Origin of the sequence: Klebsiella sp. WP8-S18-ESBL-06 (assembly GCF_014169755.1) — a bacterium.
Taxonomy (GTDB): Bacteria; Pseudomonadota; Gammaproteobacteria; order Enterobacterales; family Enterobacteriaceae; genus Kluyvera; species Kluyvera ascorbata_B.
In genome coordinates, this window is sequence record NZ_AP022257.1 from 19,154 (window position 1) to 43,350 (window position 24,197).

Genomic DNA, 24,197 nt, shown 5'->3' on the forward strand with positions numbered 1-24,197 from the left:
GCGATGGACGATAAACTGACTGATACCCCGTCAGAGGGCAACGTCGCGCTGTCACACCTGCGCGATCTGTTGTTCGGGGACTACCTGAGCCGGGAGGGGCTGACGGAAATTGCCATCAACCGCCCCGGAGAGCTGCACACAAAAATCAACGGGGCGTGGGAAATGCACGCCTCGCCGGTCACGCTGCGCCAGTGCTCGTCCTTTGCCAGGGCGCTGGCCGTGTGGAACAACGACACCATTGATGAAACGTCGCCTATCCTCTCGGCCACGCTCCCTACAGGAGAACGCTGCCAGATAGTGGTGCCCCCGGCCTGTGAGCGCAACACCATCTCAATCACCCTGCGTAAGCCGGACTACTTCCAGCGCACCCATCAGTCGTATATCGATGCCGGGTTTTATGACCGGGTGCAGGGTACAGAAAAGGTGGAATCAAAAGACGGGGAGCTGAGCCGCATATACCTGTCCGGGAATATCCCGCTTTTTATGGAAAAGTGCGTGGAGTACGGCAAAACGCTCTTTGTGGTGGGGGAAACAGGCTCTGGGAAAACCACCTACATGAAGATGCTGCTGCACTACATTCCCGAGACGCTGCGCCTTATCACCATCGAGGACAACCCGGAGCTGAAGTTTTACAGCCAGAAAAACTACGTTCATCTGTTCTACCCGGCGGACGCCGGAGAGGGCGCAATAGTCACCTCTGATCGCCTGGTGCGCGCGATTTACCGTATGAACCCCGACCGCCCCCTGCTCGCCGAGGTGCGTGGCCGCGAGGCGTGGGACGCACTCAAGCTGATTGAGTCCGGGCACGAGGGGTTTATGTCCTCCCTGCACGCGGGCAGCCCGCGCGAGTGTATCTCCGGGCTGATTGACCGCTGCTACGAGCATCCGGCGTGCCGGGGCATGCCGGTTGACGTGCTGCTGCGCAAGGTACTGCACTGCGTCGACGTCATTGTGAGCGTGGACGTTCACGGCAACGTGCGCCGCATGAGCGACGTCTATTTTAAACCCCTGCACATGCAGGCTATGAAGGAGAGTTTCAATGATGCTGCCTAAACTGACCGGCCTGACGGCGATCGTCGTCCTCCTGGCGGGCTGTTCTTCGCCACCGGAGCCTGCGGCCGTTGACTGGTCACAACCGGCGCAGCCGGTAACGACCACCCGGCCGGTATGGGAACCCAACCGTCTTATCGTGGCCTCGCCGGTGACGGAAGGGCACTGGTCGCAGGTGCTTGCGCGTTTTGAACCCGGCGGGATTTACCCGGCCGCACAGTGGTACGCGGTTGCGCACGCCTCGCGCGCGGTAGTAAATGCCCCGGACGGCCAGCGCTTCTTTGCGGCCAAAACCTGGCTCCGCGAGGGCGGCTACAAGGGTGTGGTGGAGTTTCGCCCCCGCTCCGGCTGCCTGACCTGCGACACCTCAGAAATCGTCTTCTACCGATAACGGCGGCGCTGCTGTGCGCCCTTACTTCTCCGGCGTTCGCCGCCGATGGCCAGAATGCCGACCCGAATGACCCGTGCGCGATGGTGCTGTGCCTGGCCGGAAAGCTCGACGGCAGCAGTCCCGCCGAGTGTGACCCGATGTACAAAAATTTCATGAGCATCAAAAAGAAAAAAAGGGGTCGTTTTTACCCGATCACACCGCCGCAGCGCGGCAGAAAAAACTGAGCGCCTGCCCGTCCGCTGACAGCGCCATTGTCGGCAAGATCATCTCGAAATTTGGCCGTATGAACGGTTGGTAAAACGGCAGCCGTAAAGGAGACACCACGTGATTAATCAAACCGTTTCTATTAATAACTTTTCCGGGCTGCTGAAAGATGAGGAGCTTCCTGCAGGTGATTTGCAGACGGTGCTGCTCGTTTTGTCGGAAATCAGCCAGAAACAGGATCATTTTCAGGCCAACACGTCCGAACTCGTCCAGCTCGCCGCGCAGCACTCGCCGACCTTCCAGGCATTACCAGCAGAACGTCAGTCGTTCTTCCGCTCCGTGCTCAGTATGCCGGTCTTCTTTTACACCGTTCCGCTGAGCGACGACGAGGCGGCGGAATGGGAAAAACTCGACGATAAGGATGCACTCCAATGGCAACAAAAACCGGATTTATAGCCCCGCCGTGGCCGCATGTGCGTGGTGATTCCGTTAGTGCCGCGAGCCTGATTTCTCGCATCGAGAAAGAAGCGCATCGCGGCTGCGGCCTGCATTACGAAATCTACCAATATCGCGCCCTGTGCGAATTGCACGATGTTCTGACCAGTCTCAGCGTCCGTGATGCTGAGACGTTCATGACAGTAGCGGCGGATCATGGCTTTAGTCTGTCTGATAACGACTTTCAGGAAAGTCGAATGATGTACTTCGAAACGATGGATGAAATCAGGAGAGATCAAGAATGAGACTGTGGATTGCAGAAAAACCCGCAGTCGCGAGCGATATCGCGAAAGCGCTGGGCGGCAACTTCACCCGGCACGACGGCTATGCCGAATCGGCGACCGATATCGTGAGCTACTGCGTCGGCCACGTGCTGGAAATGGTGCCCCCGGAGACGATCAACCCGGCCTACGCCACCTGGTCGCTCGACACCCTGCCGCTGAAGCTGTACCCGGTACAGCTTCAGCCAAAAGCGAGCGTGGCAAAGCAGGCTAATACCCTGGTGAAGCTGATTCGGCGCCCGGATATCAAAATGGTTGTCCACTGCGGCGACCCGGACGACGAGGGGCAGCTCCTGGTTGACGAGGTGCTGGAGTTCGCCGGAAACACCGCGCCGGTGAAACGGGCGCTTATTAACGACAACACCGCGCCAGCGGTGAAAAAAGCCATCAACTCCCTGCGCGATAACAGCGATTTTCGTGGGATGTACCTGAAAGCCCTGATGCGCAGCGCAGGAGACGCGATTTTTGGCTTCAGTATGAGCCGCTGTTACACCCTCAAAGCCCGCGATAAGGGCTATAAGGGCACGATTTCGGTTGGCCGCGTCCAGACGCCGGTGCTGGGAATGATTGTGCGCCGGTGGCGCGACAATCAGGCGCACAGCGAGGCGTTTTACTACCAGCTCGCAGGGCAGTTTATCAGCGGTACGGACGTTGTCTGCGCCCGCTGGCAGACGTCAGAATACGCGCCGGTGGACGATAAAAAGCGGCTGACGGATAAGGCCTGGGGGGAAGGACTCGCGAGGGCTCTGGCCGGAAAACCGGCCAGCGTGCTCGCGGCCGCCACCGACCGGGGAAAAACCACGGCCGCACCGCTGCCGTTTAACCTGCTGCGCCTCCAGGTGTATATGAACCGCAGGCACAAACTGACCGCGCAGCAGACGCTCGATATCACGCAGAAGCTCAAGGACAGTAAATACATTACCTACAACCGCTCTGACTGTTCTTATCTGTCCGATGAACAATTCAACGACACGCCACAGGTGGTGGCGGCCTTAAAAACGCTCGACGTTTTTAACGGCCTTACCACCGACACGGCGCAAAAAAGTGCGGCGTTTGACAGTAAAAAAGTCACCGCCCACACCGCCATTATCCCGACGACGAACATGCCGGATTTAAGCCGCCTTACCGACAAGGAAAAGGCGGTTTATCTCACCATCGCGCAGTTTTATCTCGCGCAGTTCGTGGCGAAAAAGCGCTATGACGAGTCGATCGCGGAGATTAAATGCGGTGACGAGATGTTTAAAGTCTCGGCGCGTAAAATCACCGATGCGGGTTTTACGACGTTCCTGAACGACGCGGAAGAAGACGACGAGGAGGACGAAAACAGCACCTCGTTTGAGGCCATCAGCCGCCTGCAAACCGGGGCGACATTAACCTGCCGCGAGGTGGTGATTTCGGAGAAAAAAACTAAACCGCTGCCGCTGTTTACCGAGGCGACCCTGCTCGCTGCCCTCGTTCGCGTGGCCGATTTTGTCGCCGATCCGCGCATTAAAAAATTGCTCAAGGAGAAGGATAAAGACAAAAAAGATGAACACGGCGGCATCGGCACACCGGCGACCCGCGCGGCTATTATTGAGACGCTGAAAACCCGCGATTACATCACCGTGGAAAAGGGCAAATTTATCCCAACTGCCGCCGGGCTGGCGTTAATTGATGCCCTGCCCGACTCGGTGACGCAGCCGGATATGACCGCCGTATGGGCTGAAAAACAGGCGGCGGTTGAAACCGGCGAAATGACCATCGAGCGCTTTATTGATGGTCTTTACGCGGAAGTTTCCCGCCTGGTTGAGAGCGCCGATATTGCCATCAGCGCGACGGAAAAACAGCCCGTTAAAACGGCGCTTAACCGCCTCGCGGTTAAATGTCCGTCGTGCGGTTCTGAGCTGGTTATGACGCCGAAAACCTGCGCCTGTACGGGCTGTCAGTTCAAAATATGGCTGGAAGTGCGCGGCAAAAAGCTGACGGAAAAACAGGCCGAGAAGTTAATCGGCAAGGGCAAAACCGACGTTATTAAAGGTTTTAAATCGAAGAAAAACGACGACACCTATTCGATGATCGTCACGCTGAAAAACGCGCAAACCGGGGAACTCGGTTTTGAATATCCACCACGCGATCCGCTGAAAGGATTGAACGTATCTATGCCGAAGGAGCTGAAATTATGAACCGTATCCAGGACGAATTAACCTCAGAGCGCGCGCTGAAAAAGTTTTTACGTGAAAGTGATTTTGCCTTTCTGGAGATGCTGAGTGCACGTATTTCAGCAGCGCTTGATGAAAAACGCGCAGAGCATATCGAGCAGGAAAAGCTACGCCGACAGCGGGAAGAAAAGCGCAATGAATTGCTGGCGCTGATTGAATCGGAGGGCTTTTCACCGACAGAGCTGGTTAGTACAACTCCCGCCAAAAAGTCGGCAAAACGCAAAGCTAAATATCAGTATTTTGAAAACGGCGTGCATAAAAAATGGTCAGGCGTCGGACGCGTGCCGGTTGTAATTCAGCAAGAACTTGACGCCGGAAAACCTCTTGAATCCTTCCTTATTACCACCGACTAACAACGGCACAGGGTCGGTTTTGACCTGGCTTTTCGGGCTTCGAAGACTGGCGAGCATGGCGATTCAATTTTGAAAAAATTGCTAATCGACAGGCCGCCTGAGTCTGCGAAGTGGCAGGAGGCGAGTAAATTCAATTTCGAAGAAATTGCTAATTTGCGTCGCCGATTCCACTTTTTGAGCGCTCACCCCAAGTGAGCCGAAAAAAGCCGGGGGGGGCCGAATAAATTTTGCCGCCCCAGCGAGCAAAAAGACGCGCCCACGCGTCGGTTTATTTGGGGGGCTTGCCCCCCACACCGTCGTGCCTAAGTCTCCGGCCAAAAGCCGGTAGCGTGGCGCGACCACCCCCTAAAAAGCCTAGTTTCCCTTTAATTCGTCTTGTGAGGAACGAACAAGGCGAAGAAAAGGGCTAAAACAGGCGTCTTTTAGGGGGTGGTCGCGCGTAGCGCGCGACGGTGTGGCCTCTTTTGACCTTGGGGGTTTTGGCCGGGCGTTCAGCCAGGACATTACCCCCATGCGACATGCAGTAAGGGCGTCCAGCCCGCGCGTAATGCCGCACGCCGTTAGATCGCGGGAGTGTACCTCCTGCGATCATGGCCGCTTAGCGGCCACTTCTTTTGCAGCATGGAATCGGTCAGTCAGAACGATCACAACCTGTGACCGTTCTGACTGACCGATGGTGCTGACCGAATTTAAGTGAAGGAGAATATCGTGATATTCGACAAACTGAATCATTTGCTGTCGCCGATAGCAAATGCCGTCCTGGCCTTTATCGCCTTTTTGCAGGCGCATCAACTGGCGTTAGCGCTGCTGTCCGGCGTCATGCTGCCTTTTATATTTTCTGCGAAACACGGCGGTCAGGAAAAGCCGACGTTTCTGCAAAGGATCTTAATTCTGCTTTCCATGATCTGTTTTGTTTTCGGCTCGATAGCGCCAGTGGCCGTCTGGTTTTTACAGCGCATTTATGGCCGGGAAGATATCGCCAGTCCGCCGCTGCTTACCTGGACAATGGCGCTACTGTTTACCGTCGCCGGTTTTATTCTGCACGTGGTTTTACGGCGTTTGATCTCGCCTGAATTTGATAAGGTCAAACGCGGCATGGTGAAAAAAACCAGCATGGAGCGCGACCGCAGAACCGACGTTCGCCGGGTAAAAGAAATTTTACCCGTCACCACCGAATACGATCCGATGGATTACATCGATCTGACTAAGGGGATTTTTATCGGGCTGAGCCGCGAGGGTGAGCCGCAATATATTCCGTTAAAAGAATGGCAGACCCAGCACGCCGACATTATCGGCACCACTGGTGCCGGTAAAGGCGTCGTAACCGGTATTCTGCTTTATCAGAGCATCCTCGCCGACGAGGGCGTTTTTGTTCTCGACCCCAAAAACGACGAGTGGGCACCGCACCTGTATAAAAAAGCGTGCGCGGACGCCGGAAAACCCTTTGTGCTTATCGACCTGAATAAACAGGAATACCAGATGAACCTTATCGACGGTATCACCGCCGACCATCTGGAGGAATTATTCGTGGCCGGTTTCAGTCTGGCGGAAAAAGGCGAGGCGGCGGATTTTTACCGTATCGACGACCGCAAGGCGGCGAGAACGGCGGCGCAGTTCGTGAAGGATAATCCGGGCGCAACCGTGCGGGATATTTATAACGGCGATTATGTTCAGGGCATTGGCGAGACGATTAAAGCCTTTCACGGTAAAACCGAGGAGCTGGCAATGCTCAACAGCATTAACGCGCCAGGCGGTTTTGCGCTGAAGGAGATTTTCGACAAGGGCGGCTGCTGCTACATCATCGGTTCGATGCGTAACTCTAAAATCATTACCGCGCAGCGCATGATTTTAGTTCGCCTGTTCCAGCTCGCGGAATTGCGCGACCGCGTCGCGGGGAATATCCGCCCCATCGCCATCTTTAAGGACGAGGTGAAATATCACCTTTCCAAACCGGCGCTCGAAGGGTTAGGCGCGGCACGCGATAAAGGCGTCCATATATTAATGGCGCACCAGTCAATTGCCGACCTGCGCGACTGTCCGGCGGATTTAAACGGCGACGCCGTGGTTGGGGCGGTCGTGGAAAACTGCAAGTTTAAGCTGGTATATAAACTTCAGGATCCAGACACCGCCGAATGGATTGCGCGCATGTCTGGCACGATTTTAGTCGATGATGAAAGCCGAAAAGTCACCACCACGGCGGTGCTGACAGAAAAAGTCGATAACGAGCGCATGCTTCGGCAGGCGGAAAGCTATTACATCGACAGCAATATGCTCCAGAACCTGCCGAAGTTCGTCAGCTATATCTTCAGCCAGAACGCGCTCGCGTTCCCGTCGTTAATCTCACCGCTCAAGGTTAAAAAAGCCCCACTGGAGCTGTTTACCCTGCCGCCGGTCGCAGTCGCTACGGTGGCAGAAGTTAAACCGGTGCTGGATCTGGATTTTGATAAAACGGTTCCGGCAGTTCCGGCACCTGACATTATTCCGGTCAGCGCAACAACCACCAAAAAACCCTCAGCAACGCCAATACCCACTCCGCCGGTGCAACCTGACGAGGAGTGGCTGATGGCATCACAGCCCGCTCCAAATGACGAAATACATTCGTTGCTGGATTTATAAAATAAGGAGTTTCTATGCTTATTTCGTCGTATCAGGAACGTTATGCACGCAGCACTGAAAAAATTCGCGTACTGCTGAATTTTCTCAAGGAGGAAACCTACAGCGATTTTCAAATCATAAAGCTGCTTTTTGATTTTAAATCTGACCGCCCTCTCTACCGGTTGTTGGAGAAGGTGGAGAAAATGGGGCTGATTCAGAAACACGTGCATGAATCCCGCGCGTCGAGAATATCCCTGTGGGGCATTACCGCCGACGGGCTGGCCGTTATCCTCACGGCGGACGACAACATAATGCCCGCCCGCTTTGAACCCTACCGCCTGACCGGCTGGTCACTCGACCATCACCTTGATAACCAGCTAGTGCGCCTTACGCTGGAGAAGAACGGCGCGACAGGGTGGATTAACGGCGACCGTTCAACGTTCCTCAGTCAGTACAGCGTCAAACACCGTCCCGACGGGCTTATCAGCCTGCCGGACGGCAGGCTGATCGCCGTTGAAACCGAACGACGTATCAAAACAAAGGCGCGCTATCAGTCCATCATGGCGAGCCACCTGCTGGCTATCAGCGATAAAAAATGGCGGTACGCGTTTTACGTCGCCCCGGACGAGGCGAAAAAGCGCGCCCTGAAGATTATTTTCGACAGCATCGCCAGCGTGATCGTGAAAAACCAGCATGTGCAACTGGAGGCAAAACACCGCGACGTCTTCCGCTTTTACACCCTCGATGAACTGAAAAACCTGGAGCTGGACAACTATGCGTAAAACCACCCTTCTGGTGCTGGCCGCCGCCCTCTGCGTGCCCGCGTTCGCCACCGCCGCGCCCGTCCTGACGGCGGGTTTTTCGCCGTCTGACGGGCGCCCTGCTCTTGAAATCGTGCTCGGCGCCATAAACAACGCCAGGCAGAGCATTGACGTCGCGGCCTACAGCTTCACCAGTAAGCCGGTCGCGACGGCGCTCGCCGGTGCTAACCGGCGCGGCGTGGCCGTGCGCGTGGTGGCCGACGAAAAGGCGAACAGCGACCGCTACACCGCCGTGACGTATCTGATAAACCAGGGCGTGCCGGTGCACCTTAACGGCCGTTACGCCATCATGCACAACAAGTTTATGGTGATCGACGGCAAAAACGTCCAGACCGGGTCGTTTAACTACACGGCAAGCGCCGTTTCACGCAACGCGGAAAACGTGCTGCTGATCGAGGATGCGCCGCAGCTGGCGGAGACGTACCAGCGAGAATTTAACCGCCTGTGGGATGAGGGCACCCCGCTGAATGCCCTGTACTGAATCAGCCCCGTCTGCGGACGGGGCTTTTTTTTTTACTCCACTTCCAGCCAGGCTTTGCGCCCTTCAAGATGCAGCGCTTTCAGCATGGCGATCACGTCTTCTGCTGAACGTCCGCCATAGTTGAGACGGGTCTGCTCCCCTTCAAACTCCACCACGATAATGGTGTCCAGCGTCACCGACAGCAGCTCGCGGAGATCACGTAGCGTCTGCCCTGTACTGCGTGAATGCATGCACTGGGTTATCCGGTTGGCCGCCTCCTGGCACAATCCCTCTACGGCCTCGCGATATGCCAGACGCTGATCGAGGTTGCCCTCGATGTCGCTGATCAGTTTAACCACCGCCGTTTTGACGGTTTTGATTTCAGGAAATTTCGTTTTTGGGGAGCCTGACTGCTCCAGCGGGGATACGCTGGTCGCCGGTGCAGCTTTAGGGGCGGTTGTCGGGGTGTGCAGGTTCATCGTCATGGTCGTTTCTCCGTCAGTGTGAATTTCGTCTTCGTATCGCCTGACGGTTCGGCCTGCCCGGAGTCGTTCTGGTCAGCAAGGGCGCGCAGCGTGCCATTTACCCTTGCTGACCAGGTTGTGACGGGGGACGATTACCGGAAGCTGATACGCAGGAGAAAGGCATCACAGGAGAAAATGACGATGTGCACACCCGGACTTACCGCCCCTTTAGCTGCGGCGGCGAAAGCCGTTACGTCATTTTTTACGTAAGACATCGCGCCGTTACGTATCCCAGATACGTAACGGCTGCCGCCTGAAAAAGGGTTCATTTTTTTTGAATCTGTCCTGTTTTTTTTCCCGTGCCGGCATCAGCTGCAGGACGTCCTGCAGCTGATGCCGGCCGCGTTACAGAATTATAAAAAACAGTGACTTATATAATTCCCTCCCTGATTCTCTCTCTTTCAAAAATTCTGAAGCCCTGCACCGCAGGGCTCCAGCTGTCAGCAGTCCATCAGCCAGCGGTGCGCTTTTGAGGCCGCTGCCGCCGCTTTAAAGATGTAGCGCTTGTCTCCCTTCAGGGCTTTCAGCCAGGACGCGATATAGCTTTCATGCTGCACCTCTCCCGTAATTCCCAAATCCGCCATCAGAAACGCGCTGCCCAGCTCGGCGATCAGTTCCTCAAACGCATACGCCTCAGAGCCAAACTTATTGCCTTTTTCACGATTGAGGCGGGACGCTGCCCCCGTCCAGTGAACCAGCTCATGCAGGCCGGTGGCGTAGAAGTTCGCCGCGTCCGCGAAGCGGAACCGCTCTGGCAGGACGATTTCATCGGTGGCCGGACGATAGAACGCCTTTACGCCCTGCTCGGTGATTTTTGCCCCGCTCCGGGTCATGAGTGCTTCCGCCTGCGGCAGCGGATCGAAACCGGCAACCGGCTGCGGCACGCTCTCGATGCTCAGGCCGTCGATTTGCTCCACGTTAAACACGGTAAAGGCTTTCAGCATCGGGATTTTTTCGATTTCCCCGTCCTCGTCCTCTTTCTCCAGAGTCTTGTAAAAGATGGCCGTCGTGCCGTGTTCACCTTTACGAACCTGGCCGCCCAGCTCCTGCGCCTGTTTGTAGGTCAGCCAGCGCTCGTCCTGAAAACCCTGTTTTGCCGCACTACACCACAGCAGCATGATATTAATTCCGCTGTATGCCGTGCCGGTGCTGAAGTTGGCCGGTAATCCCGCCGCTGCGCCGTCGCGAACCCACGGGCACACCCACGGTTTAACGCCGCTTTCCAGGGCTGCAATGATGCTGTCCGTTACGGTCTGGTAAAGGTCTGTTTTGACTGCGCCAGCACGGGCTTTGCTTTTGCCCCTGGAAAATTTCGTTTTTGAGGAGCCTGACTGCTCCAGCGGGGATACGCTGGTCGCCTGTGAAGCTTTAGGGGCGGTTGTCTGAGTGTGCAGGTTCATCGTCATGGCTGTTTCTCCGTCAGTGTGAATTTCGTCTTCGTATCGCCTGACGGTTCGGCCTGCCCGGAGTCGTTCTGGTCTGCAAGGGCGCGCAGCGTGCCATTTACCCTTGCTGACCAGGTTGTGACGGGGGACGATTACCGGAAGCTGATACGCAGGAGAAAGGCATCACAGGAGAAAATGACGATGTGCACACCCGGACTTACCGCCCCTTTAGCTGCACGGGTGAAATCGCCCTTCAGCGTCCGGAGGACAGGTAAAAAAAGCACTGACGACGTCAGTGCTGCCTTTGTGGTGTGCGGTGTTACACTGCCGCAGCCGGTCAGTTCGCCCTTCCTGAATCCGGGGGCGGTTTGTTTTCGGGGACGTTCTGACCGGCACTCCCCCATCACTTGCAGAAATTTCACCGCCCTTTATGTCGCGGTAGGGATACCCGTTACCGGATACCCCCCGCACAGATCCCGGCGTGCGCGATTTACGCACCGGGCTCCTGCCTCGGGTGTCTGGCGGTGAACCGCTCCACAGGCCATGGATGAAGAACCCGAACCCTTGGTAGCCATGCGGCTGCCAGTTTGTTTGCTTTCGTCCAGGTCGTATCATCCTTCTGGCTCCTGCGCCTGAGCGCCCGGCGCCAGAGGTTTGTTACGTGTGTCCTGAACTTCTGCATGGTGGGGAAGTTGCCCGGTACCGAGTGATAGTTCAGGTATCCCTGAACCACTCTCCTGAGCCATTTTCCCTGTTCGGGGATTGAGTAATGCCAGCGCCTTCGCAGACCGTCTTTGATGGCTTTCAGAGTTGCCGTCATCCGATCCCGGCGGGTCTTTCGTATCAGCATGAACCTGCCGTTGCGATCTTTCCCGCTGATGTGCGTGAACCCGAGGAAGTTGAACGTTTCTGGTTTGCCTTTTCCCCTGATGGCACGGTTTTCGACAGCGAAGCGGCCGAACTCCATCAGACGGGTTTTCTCCGGGTGAACCGTGAGTCCGAACTCCCTCAGTCTGCGCTGCATGGCTATACGGAAGCGCCGGGCATCGTATCGTTTGTCGAACCCGATGACGATGTCATCGGCGTATCTGACCATTACCACATTGCCTGTGGCATAGCGACGTCGCCACTGATGCGCCCACAGATCGAAGACGTAGTGGAGGTATATGTTTGCCAGCAGCGGTGAGATGACCGCACCCTGTGGGGTGCCTTCCTCCGTTGCTCGCCATTGACCCTCCTCCGACGTCCCGGCTGTGAGCCACTTACGTATGAGCCTGATTACCCTCCGGTCGCCGATCCGATGCTCTGTGAACCTGATCAGCCATTCGTGGCTCACCCTGTCGAAGAACTGACTGATGTCGGCATCCAGTACCCAGTTTACGTTAGTGCGTACCAGCCCTGTGGCCAGTGCGTCCAGTGCATCGTGCTGGCTTCGCCCGGGTCTGAACCCGTATGAGAACCCCATAAAGTCGTTTTCATAGACTGCGTTCAGGATTTTCACCAGCGCATACTGGACGATCTTGTCCTCCAGCGAGGCGATGCCGAGCGGGCGTTGTTTTCCATCCGCTTTTGGGATGTAGTGACGCCTGCCGGGCTGCGCCCTGTAGCTGCCCTGATGTAGCCTCCGGTGCAGATCTGTTATGTTGTTCTTCATGTTTCCGGCGTAGTCCATCCACCTGATGCCATCCACTCCGGCGGCCGCTTTCCTGCTCAGGGAGAGGAATGCGGCTTCCAGTGCTTCGACTGTCAGCAGGTGGAACAATGCTGTAAACCGTTCTTTCTTCCGCTGCTTCGCAGCTTCCCGCACGCGTGACAGCCTCTGTGACATGCTTTCCCGGCTCTGTGTCCGGCGCATGTGTGGCTGTTCCGCGTTCCCCTTGGCCCCGCTCCTTCGCTCCACTGACTCCGCTCCTTTCGGGTTGTTCGCCTGCTTCGCCGCTACTATGAGCGAGTCCGACTTCTCCTCTCCGTACATCACCGGCTATGACTCCTCGTCTTCCCGGTGCGGGCCATCTCCGACACTGGCAGATGGTCAGAGGGGAGATCTCCCGGTTCCCGCGTAGAGATCGTATTGACATGCCAGGGTCTCAGACCCCGCCGGGTCCATGTGGCACTCGCAGTATCGCACCCTATGATGTTGCCTTCCGTTAACAGTACAACGTCGGCACCCGGTAATTTAATATACATTTCGTGGCTCAATGGCTGGCCTGTCAACACCCCTGTCAACGCTTCGCCCCATACCTCGCGGTATGCCACGCATGACTCGGGGACCTTGTGGATTGCTGGTCCTTCAATGGTCGGGGACTTTCACCCCTTGATCTCTACCGGTCTCCCGGCGCACACTGTATGTATATGGGTCTTCCCTTGTTGTGGTGGCTGAAGGCATGATAATGGTGTATTTAATCGCCAGAGGTCACCGCCATGGACGAAAAGTCCCTCTACGCTCATATTCTCAACCTGTCCGATCCGTGGCAGGTAAAGTCCCTTTCTCTCGATGAAAATGCCGGTTCTGTTACTGTCACTATTGAGATCGCTGAAAACACCCGGCTAGCCTGTCCGACCTGCGGTAAATCCTGTTCTGTTCACGATCACCGTCATCGTAAATGGCGCCATCTTGATACCTGCCAGTTCACCACTATTGTTGAAGCCGATGTTCCACGAATTATGTGTCCGGAGCATGGCTGCCTGACGTTGCCTGTTCCGTGGGCTGGCCCCGGAAGCCGGTATACGTTGCTATTCGAATCGTTCGTTCTCTCATGGCTGAAAATCAGCACCGTTGATGCTGTCAGGAAGCAACTTAAGCTCAGTTGGAATGCGGTTGACGGCATTATGACCCGGGCAGTTAAGCGAGGTCTTGCCCGGATAAAAAAGCCATTATCCGCCCGTCATATGAATGTGGATGAGGTCGCCTTTAAAAAAGGACATCGTTACATAACGGTGATCTCCGATCGCGATGGTCGGGCGCTGGCCTTAACGGATGATCGCGGCACAGAGAGTCTTGCCGGCTATCTTCGCACGCTCACTGATGGGCAGTTGCTGGCTATCAAAACGCTCTCAATGGACATGAACGCGGGCTATATAAGAGCAGCGCGTATCCACTTACCCAGTGCGGTTGAGAAAATCGCCTTTGACCGCTTCCATGTGGCGAAGCAACTGGGCGAGGTAGTTGATAAAACCCGTCAGAATGAACATCCGCACCTCCCTGTTGAAAGCCGACACCAGGCAAAAGGAACCCGCTTCCTGTGGCAGTACAGCGATAAGTGGATGACCGAATCCCGGCAGGAAAAGCTGATGTGGCTGCGTGCACAGATGAAGCTGACGAGCCAGTGCTGGGCGCTGAAAGAGCTGGCAAAGGATATCTGGAACAGGCCATGGAGCGAGGAAAGACGGAGTGACTGGCAGAGATGGTTGGCGCTGGCGGCTAACAGTGACGTTCCCATGATGAAAAATGCCGCGAAAACGATAGGAAAAAGGCTGTACGGGATCCTGAATGCGATGCGACACAGTGTCTCAAACGGAAATGCGGAGGCACTTAACAGCAAGATCAGGCTGCTGAGGATAAAAGCCAGGGGATACCGAAACCGGGAGCGCTTTAAACTGGGGGTGATGTTCCACTACGGAAAGCTGAATATGGCGTTCTGAGCCTTCCCACCATGATCGGGGAAGACCCATGTATATACAGTATAAAGAGGTAAATCTGATGCCACGACGCTATGAAATTGACGCTGCCTGGCGTGCGGCCATCACCCGCGAACAGGATGGCCGTCAGACCGTCACGACCGCAGCCTTTGTCCGGGAGCTTCACAAGTTCAACTGGCACTGGACGCCCCGCCAGGCTAACCAGTGGATAGAAACGTATGTGACGGTGTTCCGGGACGTCTCGCCCAATGAGGGAGAAAACCGGACGTTCCAGCTGTTTAATCCGAACGGAGGGCGCTGATATGGGGTTTCCGTCACCGGCAATGGATTACCAGGAAAGCCGCCTCTCGCTGGATAGCTACTGTAAAACCGGGCGTCCGGGCGTGTTCCTATTTCGTAGCGACTGCACCTCGTTCCGGGAGGGCATCAGGCCGGGTTCGCTGCTGATCGTGGATTTCGGCGCGCGGCCGGTTGACGGCACCCTGGTGCTCTGCGTGCTGGAAGATGAATTCAGGATCATGCGACTGCGTCTCCATCCGGCAAGATGTCTACAGGAGCTGGACAGGCCGGAGAACGTCCGCGCCCTGCCGGATAATGAGGATGAAGGTATCGAGATCAGGGGCGTGGTGACGCACATCGTTACCGATGCCAGAACGGGGGAGTTCGAGGATTTCCCTGTAATTTAGCAATACAATACAACGCAATTAACCGTACACATAAGGTACTCTTTATGTACTATTAATGTACATTTTAAGTGCGCATATTATTGTTTTTCGCCTTGCGCCTTCCCTTGAAACACAATTTATTTGCAGAAAAGTGTTTCGCTAAGAGAAACGCGTGGTATAATGTTTCCCGTTGAGAAACAGGGAATCAATAATGATAAAAAGTTTCAAGCACAAAGGGTTACAAAAGCTCTTTGAGAACGACGATCCGAGCGGAGTACAGGCAAAGGATGTGGAGAGAATAAAACTTCGCCTCCTGATGTTAGACGAAGCGACGACAACAGAAGATTTCCGCGCCTATCCGGGATTTAAATTTCACCCCCTGAAAGGCGATAAGAAGAATCTTTATGCGATCACCGTTCGGGCGAACTGGCGAATCACCTTTGAGTTTACAGATGGTGATGCCTACATACTGAATCTGGAGGACTACCACTAATGACGATGCTCAACCCACCACACCCAGGGGGATTGATTACCGAATACCTGGAGGATAACGAAATCAGCTTACGAGCCCTTGCCCGTAACCTCGATGTTTCCCCTTCTGCGCTGAGTAAAGTCTCGGCAGGTAAAGCGGCAATCAGTCCTGAAATGGCTCTTAAACTTGAGGCAGGTTTAGGAATCGCAGCTCGACTCTGGCTGGCAATGCAGGCGACCTATGACCTTAGCCGCGCCCGCAAGGAGATCGACCTCTCCCATGTGGTGCCTGTTACAGTCAAAAGTGACTTTGCCGTACATTGATACCGAATAAAAAAAGCCGCATAAGCGGCTTTTTTATTAGGTGGTTCTACACTTAGAACAGGTGCGGAGTGACCAGTAGCGCCAGCAAGATTAGGCACAGAACGATGGTCAGCACCTGAGTTATACGCGGCGCTTTTATGAAAGCAGTCAGCACTTCAGCCATAGACTTAATCCATATTGCAGGTTGCAAGAACTACCGGCTCACGTTGACGTAGAATCACCCCAGGGGTAACATTACTTCGCTATAGTAACGACAACGTGAACTTCGGTACATGTTTCGGGCAGCAGCAGCGACTGCGAATCGCTGACTGAGGCGAAAAAGAGAACCCTTCGGGGTTCTTTTTTTTGCCTTATCATCCCTCTGACAGCGTTTTAGAGCATCCGGAACGGAGAATCTGCGTAAGCGTTAACCGGACGCCGTATTGACACTGGTCAGGCAGGTATAGCCACGTTCCACGGCAGAAGTTCACCAACCCTGTTGGAAGGCCACTCAGGCAGAACGCTCAGGATGTGGCGCAGATACGCTTCTGGATCGATACCGTTCAGACGGCACGTTCCGATCAGTCCGTACAGCAGTGCACCACGTTCGCCACCATGATCGCTCCCGAAGAAGATGTAGTTTTTCTTTCCCAGGCAGACGGCGCGAAGCGCCCGCTCCGCGGCGTTATTGTCGGGTTCCGCCAGACCGTCACGGCAGTAGTAACACAGGGCATCCCACTGGTTCAGGGCATACGTGAACGCCTCTCCCAGCCGGGATTTTTTCGACAGTGTCGCACTTTTCTCCACCATCCACTCATGCAGTGACGCCAGCAGCGGCGCACTCCGCGACTGTCTGGCCGCCAGACGCTCTGTCTCCGGCATGCCGCGTATTTCCGCTTCGATGGCGTACAGTTCGCCGATGCGTTTCAGCGCTTCCTCCGCCGTGGCGCTCTGGCTGCTGATGTACACGTCGTGGATTTTTCGGCGGGCATGCGCCCAGCATGCCGCCTCTGTCAGCACGCCGCCTTCTCGCGATGTACTGAACAGCCGGTCATACCCCGCGAAGGCATCTGCCTGCAGGACGCCACGGAAGGAGCGAAGGTGCAGCTCCGGGTGTTTTCCCTGCCGGTCCGGTGAGTACGCGAACCACGCTGCCGGAGGATCTGACGAACCGGCATTCCGGTCATCCCGGACATACGTCCAGATACGCCCGGTTTTCGTCTTTTTCCTGCCCGGCGCCAGCACCGGCACTGGAGTATCATCTGTATGCAGTTTGCGGCAGTTCATCACGTAGTGATAAAGGGCTTCGTCCAGCGGCGCCATTAAACGGCAGCACGTATCCACCCAGTTGGAGAGCAGTGCGCGGCTCAGCTCCACCCCCTGGCGGGCAAGGATTTCCGTCTGGCGGTACAGCGGCAGATGTTCACAGTATTTGGCTGTTAACACACGGGCCAGCAGACCCGGTCCGGCGATACCCCGCTCGACAGGACGTGACGGCGCGGGAGCTTCCACGATACCGTCACATTTTGTGCAGGCTTTTTTTACCCGCACTGTGCGGATCACTTTCAGGGCGCTGGCAACCAGCTCCAGCTGCTCCGCGCTGACTTCGCTGAGGTACGCCATTTCACCGCCACATGCCGGGCAGCAGGTTTCTTCCGGCTCCAGCCGGAGTATCTCACGGGGAAGATGTTCCGGAAGCGGACGACGGTGCCGGGACTGACGGAGCTGGCGGGGAACCTGCGGGTCGTCTTCCCGCCCACTGTAACGATCGCTCGCCTGTTCGCGCTGTTTCAGCAGCGCTTCGGCCTGTGCCACCTCGCGGCGCAGTTTTTCAGAACGGGTGCCGAACATCATACGGCGCAGTTTTTCTATCTGAGACCTCAGGTGTTCTATCTCCCGTTCGTCTTCCTCGATCTTTTCTTCAGCGCGGGTCAGCGCAGAGCGCAGGAAGGCCTCAGTCTCGGCAACGAGACTGAGCTGGCTGTCTTTCCGGCGAAGTTCTTCTTCCAGCGCGGTGATACGGGCGAGATAGTCCTGACTCATGACCCATTTATAATGCGGCCATGCTTTTTTTACAACATTGTCAGTGAGTTAAGACGGGGTGTTTTGGGCTGACGCCAGTCCAGCTTATCGAGGAGCATGGCCAGTTGCGAGCGACTAATGGCCACCTTGCCGTCGCGCACGGCGGGCCAGATGAACTGCCCTTCCTCAAGGCGTTTGGTGAAGAGGCACAGTCCATCCGCATCTGCCCAGAGAATTTTGACGGTATCACCCCGGCGGCCACGGAAGATGAACAGGTGGCCGGAGAAGGGGTTCTCATCCAGTACGTGCTGTATCTGCTCGCCCAGACCGTTGAAGGATTTACGCATGTCGGTGGCGCCGGCGACCAGCCAGATACGGGTGCCAGACGGGAGGGAGATCATCGTCCCCTCCCGGTCAGTTCGCGAAGCAGTGTTTTCAGGATAGCGGGAGATAAGTTCCCTGTCAGGCGCAGACTGGCGCTCCCGACAGCCACTTCGCAGGTCATCACCTCACCGTAAGCGGAACCGGATGGTTCATAGTGTGGTTCTGCATGATGTGACAGGGACATGTCAGATACCACAACAGGGATGACAGCATCAGGTTTACTGACTGAACGTTGTATTTCATCGGGCAAAAGGTGGCTGTAGCGCTGGCGCCATGTAAACAACAGATTGTCATTAATCCCGTGTTCTCTGGCCAGTTGGGCCACGCAGGCTCCAGGCTGATAAGATTTTTCGACAAGTTCCAGTTTAAAGTCCATGGAGTAAGACGCACGAACCCTGCGGGGACGAAGAGAATCTGACATTGATAGAGTCCATTAACGTTTATAAGAGGACTCTATCATCGTCAATCACCGGAAATTTCAACAGACGGTACTGAGATGACGCTTACTGAAATCAGGGATCGTAAACCGGAAAATCAGAGCTACCGCGCCAGTGGACTGACGCTGCTGACAGCAACTATCTCGCTGTGGAATACAGTGTATATGGAAAGAGCGGTCGATGCCCTGAAGCGTAAAGGGGTGAAGATCAACGAGCAACTGCTGTCACATTTGTCGCCGTTAGGCTGGGAGCATATCAATCTGACAGGCGATTACATCTGGAAAAACAACAGAATACCGGCCTCCGGTAAGTTTCGTCGGCTGAGGCCAGCTAAAGTAGAAAGGTCAAAAAACGACCTTAACGAATGGAAGGGACTTCCCCTGATTATGCGCCTGATTAACTCTTGTGCAATCATGGGGTAAACACAACCCCGGAGGGATTCGTTATGACCATTACTACTGTCGGTATCGATCTTGCTAAAAATGTGTTCGCTGTTCATTGCGTTGACCAGAATGGCAAAACCGTTCTGGTTAAATCCAGAGTAACCCGCGCAGCTCTTCCCGGGCTGATTGCTGGTTTGCCGCCCTGTGTTATCGGGATGGAGGCGTGCTCCGGGGCTCATTACTGGGCAAGACTGTTTCGGCAGTATGGTCATGAGCCGCGTCTGATGGCCGCTAAATTTGTATCGCCTTACCGCATGGCTGGTAAATCAGGGAAAAATGATGCAGCTGATGCTCAGGCTATCTGCGAGGCGGTTCGTCGCCCACATATGCGGTTTGTGCCGGTTAAGGATGAGAGCCAGCAGGCAATGCAGTGTCTGCATCGTACCCGACAGGGTTTTATCGAAGAGAAAACAGCAACATATAATCGTCTCCGGGGGTTGATATCTGAATTCGGCGTTATCGCCCCACAAAGTACAGATGCCCTGCGCCACATAGTTTTTGAGCAGAAGAATTCTTTACCACTTCAGGTTCAGCAATGTGTTGATGATTTGCTGGAGCACGTTGCTCGCATTGAAGATAACATCGCTGAATATGACCGAATTTTGTCCCGCATGGCCAAAACAGATCATCGCAGTCAGCGGCTGATGGAATTGAAGGGCGTTGGCCCCACAACGGCCTGTGCGCTGGTCGCCAGTATCGGTAATGCACATGATTTTAAGAATGGGCGCCAGCTGGGTAACCGGCTCATTTAAACCGTCTGGTCTGTTTCCTCCGGCTCTACAAAAATAATGTCCATCATTTTTAATGGACACTATCGTATGAAACACCGGACCTGGATCACTGAAGCTTTACGTCTTCACTTTGAAGAACATTTACCCCGGGTTGTGGCCGGGCGTCGCCTGGGTGTACCAAAATCAACAGTTTGTAGTATGTTCGTGCGCTTTCGGAGAGCTGGCCTTTCGTGGCCTTTGCCCGCAGGCATGTCGGAGCAGGAACTTGATGCCTGCCTTTACGGACAATTTTCCACGGTACCAGTCGTACGTCCTGAAAGCACCGTTATATCCGAAGCCCCCGTGGTAAAAAAACGTCCCCGGCGGCCCAACTTCCCTTATGAGTTTAAAATCGCCTTAGTGGAGCAGTCACTGCAGCCCGGAGCCTGTGTGGCGCAGATCGCCCGGGAAAACGGAATCAACGATAACCTGCTCTTCAACTGGCGCCATCAATACCGGAAAGGTGGCCTGCTGCCTTCCGGAAAAAATATGCCGGCACTGCTTCCCGTGACGTTAACGCCGGAGCCGGATAATAAAATCCCGGCCCCCGCACAGGAACCAGAGCAGATAAATACACCGTCCGACAGTCTGTGTTGTGAGCTGGTTCTGCCGGCCGGAACTCTCAGGCTTAAAGGTAAACTGACGCCGGCGTTATTACAGACACTTATCCGCGAAATAAAAGGGAGCAGCCACTGATGATATCTCTCCCTGCAGGTTCGCGTATCTGGCTGGTTGCAGGTATCACCGATATGCGAAATGGCTTTAACGGCCTGGCATCAAAAGTTCAGAACGTCCTGAAGGATGACCCGTTCTCCGGACACCTGTTCATCTTCCGCGGACGCCGGGGTGACCAGATAAAAGTGTTGTGGGCTGACAGTGACGGACTGTGCCTCTTCACCAAACGCCTGGAGCGGGGCCGCTTCGTCTGGCCAGTCACCCGTGACGGCAAGGTGCACCTTACTCCGGCTCAGTTATCCATGCTTCTTGAAGGTATCAACTGGAAGCACCCGAAACGAACGGAACGCGCTGGAATCCGCATATAACCCGTTGTAAAGTGAGGATATGGACACCTCACTTGCTCATGAGAACGCCCGCCTGCGGGCACTGTTGCAGACGCAACAGGACACCATCCGACAGATGGCGAAATACAACCGCCTGCTCTCACAGCGGGTGGCGGCTTATGCTTCCGAAATCAACCGACTGAAGGCGCTGGTTGCGAAACTGCAACGTATGCAGTTCGGTAAAAGCTCAGAAAAACTTCGTGCAAAAACCGAACGGCAGATACAGGAAGCACAGGAGCGAATCAGCGCACTTCAGGAAGAAATGGCGGAAACGCTGGGTGAGCAATATGACCCGGTACTGCCATCCGCCCTGCGCCAGTCTTCAGCCCGTAAACCGTTACCGGCCTCACTTCCCCGTGAAACCCGGGTTATCCGGCCGGAAGAGGAATGCTGTCCTGCCTGTGGTGGTGAACTCAGTTCTCTGGGATGTGATGTGTCAGAGCAACTGGAGCTTATCAGCAGCGCCTTTAAGGTTATCGAAACACAACGTCCGAAACAGGCCTGTTGCCGGTGCGACCATATCGTGCAGGCACCAGTACCTTCAAAACCCATTGCACGCAGTTATGCCGGAGCGGGGCTTCTGGCCCATGTTGTCACCGGGAAATATGCAGACCATCTGCCGTTATACCGCCAGTCAGAAATATACCGTCGTCAGGGAGTGGAGCTGAGCCGTGCCACACTGGGGCGCTGGACAGGTGCTGTTGCTGAACTGCTGGAGCCGCTGTATGACGTCCTGCGCCAGTATGTGCTGATGCCCGGTAAAGTCCATGCTGATGATATCCCCGTCCCGGTCCAGGAGCCGGGCAGCGGTAAAACCCGGACAGCCCGGCTGTGGGTCTACGTCCGTGATGACCGTAACGCCGGTTCACAGATGCCCCCGGCGGTCTGGTTCGCGTACAGTCCGGACCGGAAAGGTATCCATCCACAAAATCACCTGGCCGGTTACAGCGGTGTGCTTCAGGCCGATGCTTACGGTGGTTACCGGGCGTTATACGAATCCGGCAGAATAACGGAAGCCGCGTGTATGGCTCATGCCCGGAGAAAAATCCACGATGTGCATGCAAGAGCGCCCACCTACATCACCACGGAAGCCCTGCAGCGTATCGGTGAACTGTATGCCATCGAGGCAGAGGTCCGGGGCTGTTCAGCAGAACAGCGTCTGGCGGCAAGAAAAGCCAGAGCCGCGCCACTGATGCAGTCACTGTATGACTGGATACAGCAACAGATGAAAACACTGTCGCGTCACTCAGATACGGCAAAAGCGTTCGCATACCTGCTGAAACAGTGGGATGCACTGAACGTGTACTGCAGTAATGGCTGGGTGGAAATCGACAACAACATCGCAGAGAACGCCTTACGGGGAGTGGCCGTAGGCCGGAAAAACTGGATGTTCGCGGGTTCCGACAGCGGTGGTGAACATGCGGCGGTGTTGTACTCGCTGATCGGCACATGCCGTCTGAACAATGTGGAGCCAGAAAAGTGGCTGCGTTACGTCATTGAACATATCCAGGACTGGCCGGCAAACCGGGTACGCGATCTGTTGCCCTGGAAAGTTGATCTGAGCTCTCAGTAAATATCAATACGGTTCTGACGAGTCGCTTACCGTTTAAGCTGTGCTTTCAGCCTGAGAATTTCTGTTCTGGCATCCAGTAAATCCTGTGCCTGCTGTCCACTGTTGTCAGGCTTAACAGCCCGGAGCCATTTATATAGGCTGTGCGCCGACACGCCGAGCCGTTCAGATACTTCAGCAATAGAATAGCCCCGCTCTGTACTGACCCCAAAAAGTTGGACAGTTAAACACGAGGCACATAGGTCTGGGTTCGATATTCAATTGGACTCAGACCTTTTAATTTCAGGCTAATTCTTCTGCTGTTGTAGTACTCAATATATTCCGTAACAGCATCCTTCAGTTCGCTTATATTACTGAACTCGTCAAGATAAAAACACTCCGACTTTAAGGTTCCAAAGAAACATTCCACGACTGCATTATCCAGACAATTCCCTTTTCTTGACATGCTCTGTGTAATACCTTGTTCTTTAAGGATGTTTTGATACCTTCTCATACGATACTGCCATCCCTGGTCAGAGTGCAGAATAGGATGCTCGTGAGGCTTAAGCTTTTTGAATGCCTGATCGAGCATATTCTCGACCATGTTCATCACAGGTCTTTCCGACAGGCTATAAGAAATAACTTCGTTGTTGAAGAGATCTATTACTGGAGACAAATACAGCTTGCGCCCATTGACTGCAAATTCAGTAACATCGGTAACCCACTTCTCGTTTGGCCGTGTAGCCTTGAAATCCCTTTGGAGAACATTGGGGGCGGTTTGCCCTATCTCTCCTCTGTAGGAGCTGTATCGCTTGACCTTAATCGCTGCCTTAAGCGAGAGGGTTCCCATCAGGCGCTGAACAGCTTTATGGTTAATCCGTTCCCCGTCTCGATGGAGAGACAACGTTACCCTGCGGTATCCGTATCGACCTTTATTCTCGTGATAAATCTCACCAATACGCTTTTTAACATCCGCATACTTATCAGGCTTGCTGAGAGCCTTTAGATGGTAATAAAACGTACTGCGCGGTATCTCCGCTGCCTTGAGAAGCTCATCAAGAGGGTAAAACTGCCTTAGCTCGTTGAGTACTTTCACTTTTTCGCGGGATGAGCTAAGGCTTTCAGCTTTTTTAGATACGTAAGCCGCATTTCAAGGAATCGAACTTGTCTTTCAAGATCTTCGATACGTCGGTCTTTCGACAGCTCCAATGCTAACGCCGCTTTTTCTGGATCAACTGACATTGTAATGTTTCTTTTGGTGCCGATCTTGAGTGCGCGTAAACCAGCTTCTCCGTGCTCCTCATAGACTTTCAGCCACTTGGCTACAGAACCACTACCAGCAAGCATAAAGTGAGCAGCAGCCTGATTGAGGGACATCTGCTGCTCGGTCACGGCTTTCACGACCTTAATGCGCAACTCTGGATCAGCACTAACGCCTTTAGGTTTGGGAATTAAACCTTTTTCTCCATGTTTTTCATAGAGGGCAACCCACGTCCTGACCTGGGTTCGGGGTACACCAAAACGTGCAGAGATGATCCTGTAACCATCATCAGTTGTGAAGTAGTGATTCACGACTTCAAGGCGCTTTTCGAAGGGGTATTTTGGCTTTGACATATCAGGGACTATTCCATTTCATCGTCCAACAAAATGGGTGCAGTACACTCGGTGATCTGGCGGACGGCCTCTTCCTTAAATT

The 24,197-nt window shown here is 54.8% G+C and carries 24 protein-coding genes and 3 pseudogenes; 19 read left to right on the forward strand and 8 right to left on the reverse strand.

The features are described from left to right. Positions 1–3 precede the first annotated feature (3 nt). From virB11 to H7R76_RS23845, 9 genes are all read left to right on the forward strand, one after another. A complete protein-coding gene (gene virB11, locus H7R76_RS23805) occupies positions 4–1,053 on the forward strand; it encodes a P-type DNA transfer ATPase VirB11 (protein WP_000342114.1) in 1,050 nt (349 codons plus the stop codon). After that, positions 1,040–1,441 (forward strand): cag pathogenicity island Cag12 family protein, encoded by a 402-nt coding sequence (locus H7R76_RS23810; RefSeq protein ID WP_001776111.1) that lies wholly within the window; start codon positions 1,040–1,042, stop codon positions 1,439–1,441. Before virB11 ends, H7R76_RS23810 begins: the two co-directional genes overlap by 14 nt. Before the next feature lie 324 nt (positions 1,442–1,765). Continuing rightward, complete coding sequence (locus H7R76_RS23815) at positions 1,766–2,101, forward strand: hypothetical protein (protein ID WP_001776113.1); 336 nt, start codon at positions 1,766–1,768, stop codon at positions 2,099–2,101. Further along, positions 2,077–2,385, forward strand: coding sequence for a hypothetical protein (locus H7R76_RS23820; protein WP_000212005.1), 309 nt, complete (start codon positions 2,077–2,079; stop codon positions 2,383–2,385). The genes H7R76_RS23815 and H7R76_RS23820 overlap by 25 nt, the downstream gene beginning before the upstream one ends. Beyond that, positions 2,382–4,583, forward strand: coding sequence for a type IA DNA topoisomerase (locus H7R76_RS23825; RefSeq protein ID WP_182968120.1), 2,202 nt, complete (start codon positions 2,382–2,384; stop codon positions 4,581–4,583). The genes H7R76_RS23820 and H7R76_RS23825 overlap by 4 nt, the downstream gene beginning before the upstream one ends. Beyond that, on the forward strand, positions 4,580–4,972 hold the full coding sequence (locus tag H7R76_RS23830; RefSeq protein ID WP_001079960.1) for an H-NS family histone-like protein: 393 nt from the start codon (positions 4,580–4,582) through the stop codon (positions 4,970–4,972). The genes H7R76_RS23825 and H7R76_RS23830 overlap by 4 nt, the downstream gene beginning before the upstream one ends. Before the next feature lie 708 nt (positions 4,973–5,680). Then, entirely contained in the window at positions 5,681–7,588 is a 1,908-nt protein-coding gene (locus H7R76_RS23835; RefSeq protein WP_001776117.1) for a type IV secretory system conjugative DNA transfer family protein, read from the forward strand. A 14-nt stretch (positions 7,589–7,602) separates the two neighbouring features. After that, a complete protein-coding gene (mobC, locus tag H7R76_RS23840) occupies positions 7,603–8,349 on the forward strand; it encodes a MobC family replication-relaxation protein (RefSeq protein ID WP_001776118.1) in 747 nt (248 codons plus the stop codon). Further along, positions 8,342–8,869 carry a phospholipase D family nuclease gene (locus H7R76_RS23845; RefSeq protein ID WP_001776119.1) on the forward strand — a complete coding sequence of 176 codons (528 nt, stop codon included), beginning with the start codon at positions 8,342–8,344 and terminating at the stop codon, positions 8,867–8,869. The genes mobC and H7R76_RS23845 overlap by 8 nt, the downstream gene beginning before the upstream one ends. 32 nt (positions 8,870–8,901) lie before the next feature. On the opposite strand, the gene H7R76_RS23850 is transcribed toward H7R76_RS23845, so the two are convergent. The 3 genes from H7R76_RS23850 to ltrA all read right to left on the reverse strand — a co-directional run bounded on the left by H7R76_RS23850 (position 8,902) and on the right by ltrA (position 12,735). Then, the gene (locus H7R76_RS23850) at positions 8,902–9,333 is read right to left on the reverse strand and encodes a hypothetical protein (RefSeq protein WP_001776120.1); all 432 of its coding nucleotides are present in this window, start codon (positions 9,331–9,333) and stop codon (positions 8,902–8,904) included. Between the two features lie 479 nt (positions 9,334–9,812). Continuing rightward, entirely contained in the window at positions 9,813–10,778 is a 966-nt protein-coding gene (locus H7R76_RS23855; protein ID WP_182968122.1) for an ArdC family protein, read from the reverse strand. Positions 10,779–11,247: 469 nt separating this feature from the next. Further along, positions 11,248–12,735, reverse strand: a complete 1,488-nt coding sequence (gene ltrA, locus H7R76_RS23860) for a group II intron reverse transcriptase/maturase (protein WP_024191381.1) — start codon at positions 12,733–12,735, stop codon at positions 11,248–11,250. Between the two features lie 443 nt (positions 12,736–13,178). Here ltrA and H7R76_RS23865 point away from each other — a divergent pair, with 443 nt between their 5' ends. The 5 genes from H7R76_RS23865 (at position 13,179) to H7R76_RS23885 (ending at position 15,856) form a co-directional block, all read left to right on the forward strand. After that, positions 13,179–14,399, forward strand: a complete 1,221-nt coding sequence (locus tag H7R76_RS23865) for an ISL3-like element ISKox3 family transposase (protein WP_000343760.1) — start codon at positions 13,179–13,181, stop codon at positions 14,397–14,399. Between the two features lie 58 nt (positions 14,400–14,457). Then, positions 14,458–14,697 (forward strand): hypothetical protein, encoded by a 240-nt coding sequence (locus tag H7R76_RS23870; RefSeq protein WP_017694266.1) that lies wholly within the window; start codon positions 14,458–14,460, stop codon positions 14,695–14,697. 1 nt (position 14,698) lies between these two features. Further along, a complete protein-coding gene (locus tag H7R76_RS23875; RefSeq protein WP_023338071.1) occupies positions 14,699–15,082 on the forward strand; it encodes a HumD family translesion DNA polymerase in 384 nt (127 codons plus the stop codon). Between the two features lie 190 nt (positions 15,083–15,272). Then, positions 15,273–15,554: a type II toxin-antitoxin system RelE/ParE family toxin gene (locus tag H7R76_RS23880; RefSeq protein WP_021312774.1), complete on the forward strand. Its 282-nt coding sequence runs from the start codon at positions 15,273–15,275 to the stop codon at positions 15,552–15,554. Beyond that, entirely contained in the window at positions 15,554–15,856 is a 303-nt protein-coding gene (locus H7R76_RS23885) for a HigA family addiction module antitoxin (protein ID WP_001698908.1), read from the forward strand. The genes H7R76_RS23880 and H7R76_RS23885 overlap by 1 nt, the downstream gene beginning before the upstream one ends. 432 nt (positions 15,857–16,288) lie before the next feature. Here H7R76_RS23885 and tnpC read toward each other — a convergent pair whose 3' ends face one another. Genes tnpC through tnpA (H7R76_RS23900) form a run of 3 tightly spaced genes read right to left on the reverse strand, consistent with a single transcriptional unit; the run spans position 16,289 to position 18,662 of the window. Next, positions 16,289–17,878, reverse strand: coding sequence for an IS66 family transposase (gene tnpC / locus H7R76_RS23890; RefSeq protein WP_064146682.1), 1,590 nt, complete (start codon positions 17,876–17,878; stop codon positions 16,289–16,291). 29 nt (positions 17,879–17,907) lie between these two features. Then, complete coding sequence (tnpB, locus tag H7R76_RS23895; RefSeq protein WP_032414478.1) at positions 17,908–18,258, reverse strand: IS66 family insertion sequence element accessory protein TnpB; 351 nt, start codon at positions 18,256–18,258, stop codon at positions 17,908–17,910. After that, positions 18,255–18,662: an IS66-like element accessory protein TnpA gene (gene tnpA, locus H7R76_RS23900; RefSeq protein WP_015632445.1), complete on the reverse strand. Its 408-nt coding sequence runs from the start codon at positions 18,660–18,662 to the stop codon at positions 18,255–18,257. The genes tnpB (H7R76_RS23895) and tnpA (H7R76_RS23900) overlap by 4 nt, the downstream gene beginning before the upstream one ends. 81 nt (positions 18,663–18,743) lie before the next feature. Between tnpA (H7R76_RS23900) and H7R76_RS23905 the strand changes: the two are divergent. The 5 genes and pseudogenes from H7R76_RS23905 to H7R76_RS23925 all read left to right on the forward strand — a co-directional run. Next, a pseudogene (locus H7R76_RS23905) lies at positions 18,744–19,039 on the forward strand (Tn3 family transposase); the annotation flags it as partial. An 84-nt stretch (positions 19,040–19,123) separates the two neighbouring features. After that, a pseudogene (locus tag H7R76_RS23910) lies at positions 19,124–19,855 on the forward strand (IS110 family RNA-guided transposase); the annotation flags it as partial. 54 nt (positions 19,856–19,909) lie between these two features. Then, positions 19,910–20,587 carry an IS66-like element accessory protein TnpA gene (gene tnpA / locus H7R76_RS23915; RefSeq protein WP_001339397.1) on the forward strand — a complete coding sequence of 226 codons (678 nt, stop codon included), beginning with the start codon at positions 19,910–19,912 and terminating at the stop codon, positions 20,585–20,587. Further along, a complete protein-coding gene (tnpB, locus tag H7R76_RS23920; RefSeq protein ID WP_000624622.1) occupies positions 20,587–20,934 on the forward strand; it encodes an IS66 family insertion sequence element accessory protein TnpB in 348 nt (115 codons plus the stop codon). Before tnpA (H7R76_RS23915) ends, tnpB (H7R76_RS23920) begins: the two co-directional genes overlap by 1 nt. Positions 20,935–20,953: 19 nt before the next feature. Continuing rightward, positions 20,954–22,525 (forward strand): IS66-like element ISCro1 family transposase, encoded by a 1,572-nt coding sequence (locus tag H7R76_RS23925; RefSeq protein ID WP_032277629.1) that lies wholly within the window; start codon positions 20,954–20,956, stop codon positions 22,523–22,525. A gap of 29 nt (positions 22,526–22,554) precedes the next feature. Here the strand turns inward: H7R76_RS23925 and H7R76_RS23930 are convergent. Both H7R76_RS23930 and H7R76_RS23935 read right to left on the reverse strand, forming a co-directional pair. Then, positions 22,555–22,779 (reverse strand): annotated as a pseudogene (locus H7R76_RS23930) (transposase); the annotation flags it as partial. Then, positions 22,746–24,115, reverse strand: a protein-coding gene (locus H7R76_RS23935; protein WP_085956500.1) for an IS3-like element ISKpn8 family transposase whose coding sequence is annotated in 2 segments (ribosomal slippage) — positions 22,746–23,635 and positions 23,635–24,115 — 1,371 coding nt in all. Because the reading frame shifts where the segments join, the coding sequence is not laid out codon by codon here. The gene H7R76_RS23935 and the pseudogene H7R76_RS23930, both read right to left, overlap by 34 nt. Positions 24,116–24,197: the final 82 nt, after the last annotated feature.